This is a genomic window from Dendronalium phyllosphericum CENA369, from assembly GCF_016056275.1.
Lineage (GTDB): Bacteria > Cyanobacteriota > Cyanobacteriia > Cyanobacteriales > Nostocaceae > Dendronalium > Dendronalium phyllosphericum.
This window is the reverse complement of record NZ_JAECZA010000165.1, coordinates 1-3,501: the sequence shown is the minus strand read 5'-3', so window position 1 is coordinate 3,501 and position 3,501 is coordinate 1. Positions and strand designations below refer to the sequence as shown.

Here is a 3,501-nt window from a genome sequence, read left to right as displayed (position 1 = left end):
GTTTTAAAGTTAACATCCTGAATATCACTTCTACTGGAGTTGATTTTCTTCCGGTCTTGCTGGAGAGTGGATAACGTTTTGACAAGTCTGCTTCCATTAACTCAAGCAGGTTGTCATCACAGAGCAGATGGTCAATTTGAGTCATTTGCTCATCCATTTCACCAAAAAGGAGCAAGATAATCTTGAACTCTCTGTCAATGTGATATTTTTTCTGTAACACCTATTGTCTGCCTTCCGATTGAGTACATTTTTCTCTATCTCAATCACTGTAAGGCTTTTGGGTTTCGCACCGCGAACTAGTCTAAACTCCAGTTGAAAGGCTTACTGGTAAAGAGTTTAAAAAACAGCACAGCATATAAGCTAAAGTAATTACAATCGGGTCTAAAGGTAACAAGCAATGCTGTATTGGTGCGAGAAAAATTTTGCAACCTTAGAACCAGGCGATCGCCTATTGAATGAGCGTGCAATGTCGATCTGACTTTTCACGGGAAGTCCTAAAACCTCCGTCAAGACAGGGGGTAGGGGATAGGCTGAGGGGTGTAGGGAAAAGATATTGCCTTACTACACCCACTCAGCCCACACCTCACACCCTCGCTTATGCGTCCACATAACGTGAAAAGTCAGATCGCTATTTTCCAAAATCGAGCAGTGCTTAATTTATTTTCTAGCAAGTAGTCTCTCTACTGTCTAGGTCGAACGAAAGCTGGCCATCCACGTCATCCCTTATGGCTAAGTAGTAGTACTCAACCAACAGGGAGATGTTACGCTTGAGAGGAGCGATCGCGGCGATGATTTTTATGCTCTTTGAATATCCCTGTTTTGTCACTCTCGGAAAACAATAATCGAACCTAAATTCTGAGACTCAGAATGAATCAAGCTTTGAGGCTTTATTTTCTAACAGTAACTAAAATTTCTAGTTAAAAAGCGGAAATTCAAGCGCCAAAAGGGTTTCACCAATTGGGTTTACCCACTCTGACAAAAGAGGGATATACGCCTCTACCTTTTTGCGGTATTGGTAGGGGCTGAAACCAGTTTGTTTTGTAGGTACGTCAATCTCGACAATCTCCCCTAGCTCATCCTCAAAATTGGTATAAACAATCTGCTGTTCTTCTTAATCGACAAATTTCACTAAATCCCGCAGTTGACGTCGCATTTGTTCAATTCAATCTACCGTCAGAGAAAAATTTAGCTAGTTAAGGTAATTTAAGTAGCAAAGTGAATAAAGGCTGCGCGAAACGCAATCAACCATACTGCAAGCGTAGCAAATAGGTAGAGGTAGAACCGGAGCATAATCAGATTGAATGTGCAATGAACAGCACTATGCAAGACGCGAAATCCAACAAACACCCACGCAGCATTCACATACACTGTATCCACCTGTTTCGTAACGAACAGATACAGTACAAGTACATAAAATAGTACCGGAATCTCGAACAGGTTCTTCAGGTTATCAGATGGATTGGATACGCTTGGAGGTGAAATTTGTGCCAACGTATCAGGTACAGCTAGGTCTTGTGGTTTGAGCTTTCTACTTGTAATGAAATGGATACGACGGATGTACATGTACACCCAAACCAGGAATGTCAAAAACACTGATGCAAAAAAGGGACTGAAGATTGCGTCTTGTCTCATTGGTTCCTCCGAAATTTTTTTATTCTGCTGACGGGTGAATAATAGGCTGCACTAAATAAGGGGTGTATAATTTCCTTGATTGATTGCGATCTCAAAGTGTAATTGAGATTAAAGTTAATATAGGCTCAGTAGTGCAATGTTTCTAGACCTCGAAAGAGTACACTTGAGTCAATCTCAAACGAGAAACGAGAGTAGCATTGAAACTAAAGCCAGCGCTGCCGTTAAACTTAATCGCAGTTTTATTACTCAAGTAGGCGCAGAACCACCAGACTTACTCCTGTAAGCATCAGCAGCTTCCATATCAAAACCCTAAAAAGCAGTTGTAGTACCTGCAATGTAAAATGCTAATCTTAATCCTCAAAAAACCTCAGTTTAATTCTTCAAGTAGAAGCGCAAAAACAATTAATAATGCATATACTGCAATTACAAGCAATGAATTTAAAGGCTTCTAGTTTTAGACCTACTAGGAGCTTTTTCTTAATTTATTATCCATTCAATTGAGAGGTATATCACAAGAAGTAATAGCATTCATCCTCAAGGCTATTAATAATCTATTCTCTTGGTAGATTGAATGTCAATGTTGTGATTGCTATTGTGTATTTGTCAGTCAAAAACGTTTATCAAATTAAAACAATGAATATTCTTGCTTGGATTGTTTTAGGTCTAATTGCTGGTGCGATCGCCAAGGCTATCTACCCCGGTCATCAAGGCGGCGGAATCTTAGGAACAATCTTATTAGGAATTATTGGTGCTTTCGTTGGTGGAAGTTTGGGTGTGTTTTTCAATACAGGAACCTTGACTCTAACAGCTTCAACTCTTAGCATTCCCGGTATTTTGGTAGCAGTTCTGGGTGCAATTGTTGCTATTTTCTTGTGGAACTTGCTAAATCGCCGCAGTACAATCTAAAAAATTAAATATTAGTAAATTAGTCAATTAATAGTAAACATCTCTTAATTCATTTAACCATCTTTTCTCCCTGAATTTCAATAAAACAGTAGCGCTTGCCTGGATTTAGGCGGGCGCTAATATTATTTTGATAAATTGATTTTGTTGGAATGTGGTCTGACCAGATGCTCTTTACGCAGTTGAAAATAGTCTAAAGCTTTTGACATTTCATCAAACCTCGTTTATGTCATAGTCCATAGTATCAATACTCCGGACAATTTTTAGTTGAGGGAATAGACAAGAAAGCTATCGAGCCATTAAGGTGCTGATTAGAAAAAACTTGCACCGACTCGATAGCCATATGGAAATTGTACAAAGCTTACTGAGCAAAATGGGGATTTTTCATAAACCACAGATAAAAGCCTTGACAACCCTGTTTGCCACGATTCTAATTGCCTGTGGCAAGGTAAACTTTACCAACTTGAGTCGTTACAGCCAACGAACAGAGAGAAGTTATCGCCGACAGTTTAAAAAACAGTTTGATTTCGCTCAGTTCAACGCAGAAGTAATCAAAGCAGCAACGTCTCTTCATCACTCAATGATTGCGGTGATGGACTGTTCATTCATTGCTAAAAGCGGGAAAAAGACCTTTGGACTAGACCAATTTTATAATGGCAGTCACAATCGAGTTGAGAGAGGATTAGAGGTATCCTTGGTGGCGGTAGTAGATGTAGAAACGGAAGTGGCCTATAGTCTGCTTGCTGAACAAACATTTGACCAAGGCGAATGTCCAGAACTGACGCGGATGGACTACTATCTCCACCACCTGGAAATTGCTCAACCTCAATTACCTCCCCAAGTTCGCTACCTTGCTGTGGATGGAGCATATGCTAAAGAGGCATTTGTCAAGGGAGTCAAAGCACTGAATCTGGATGTGATTAGTAAACTGCGCCGAGACGCGAATCTACGATATGTGTTTGAGGG

Annotated in this window: 2 protein-coding genes and 2 pseudogenes; 2 read left to right on the top strand and 2 right to left on the bottom strand. The window is 40.1% G+C overall.

The features are described 5' to 3' along the window. Positions 1-220: pseudogene (locus I8752_RS21845) on the bottom strand (ISNCY family transposase); the annotation flags it as partial. A 983-nt stretch (positions 221-1,203) separates the two neighbouring features. After that, positions 1,204-1,632: an MAPEG family protein gene (locus I8752_RS21840; RefSeq protein ID WP_214434379.1), complete on the bottom strand. Its 429-nt coding sequence runs from the start codon at positions 1,630-1,632 to the stop codon at positions 1,204-1,206. Positions 1,633-2,265: 633 nt separating this feature from the next. Between I8752_RS21840 and I8752_RS21835 the strand changes: the two genes are divergently transcribed. Beyond that, positions 2,266-2,538, top strand: a complete 273-nt coding sequence (locus tag I8752_RS21835) for a GlsB/YeaQ/YmgE family stress response membrane protein (protein ID WP_214434378.1) — start codon at positions 2,266-2,268, stop codon at positions 2,536-2,538. A 340-nt stretch (positions 2,539-2,878) separates the two neighbouring features. Then, positions 2,879-3,501, top strand: a pseudogene (locus I8752_RS21830) (hypothetical protein); the annotation flags it as partial.

What these genes read in the sequence shown, in the direction of transcription:
- I8752_RS21840 (WP_214434379.1), bottom strand. Translation starts at nt 1,632, where the DNA reads ATGAGACAAGACGCAATCTTCAGTCCCTTTTTTGCATCAGTGTTTTTG.
- I8752_RS21835 (WP_214434378.1), top strand. Translation starts at nt 2,266, where the DNA reads ATGAATATTCTTGCTTGGATTGTTTTAGGTCTAATTGCTGGTGCGATC.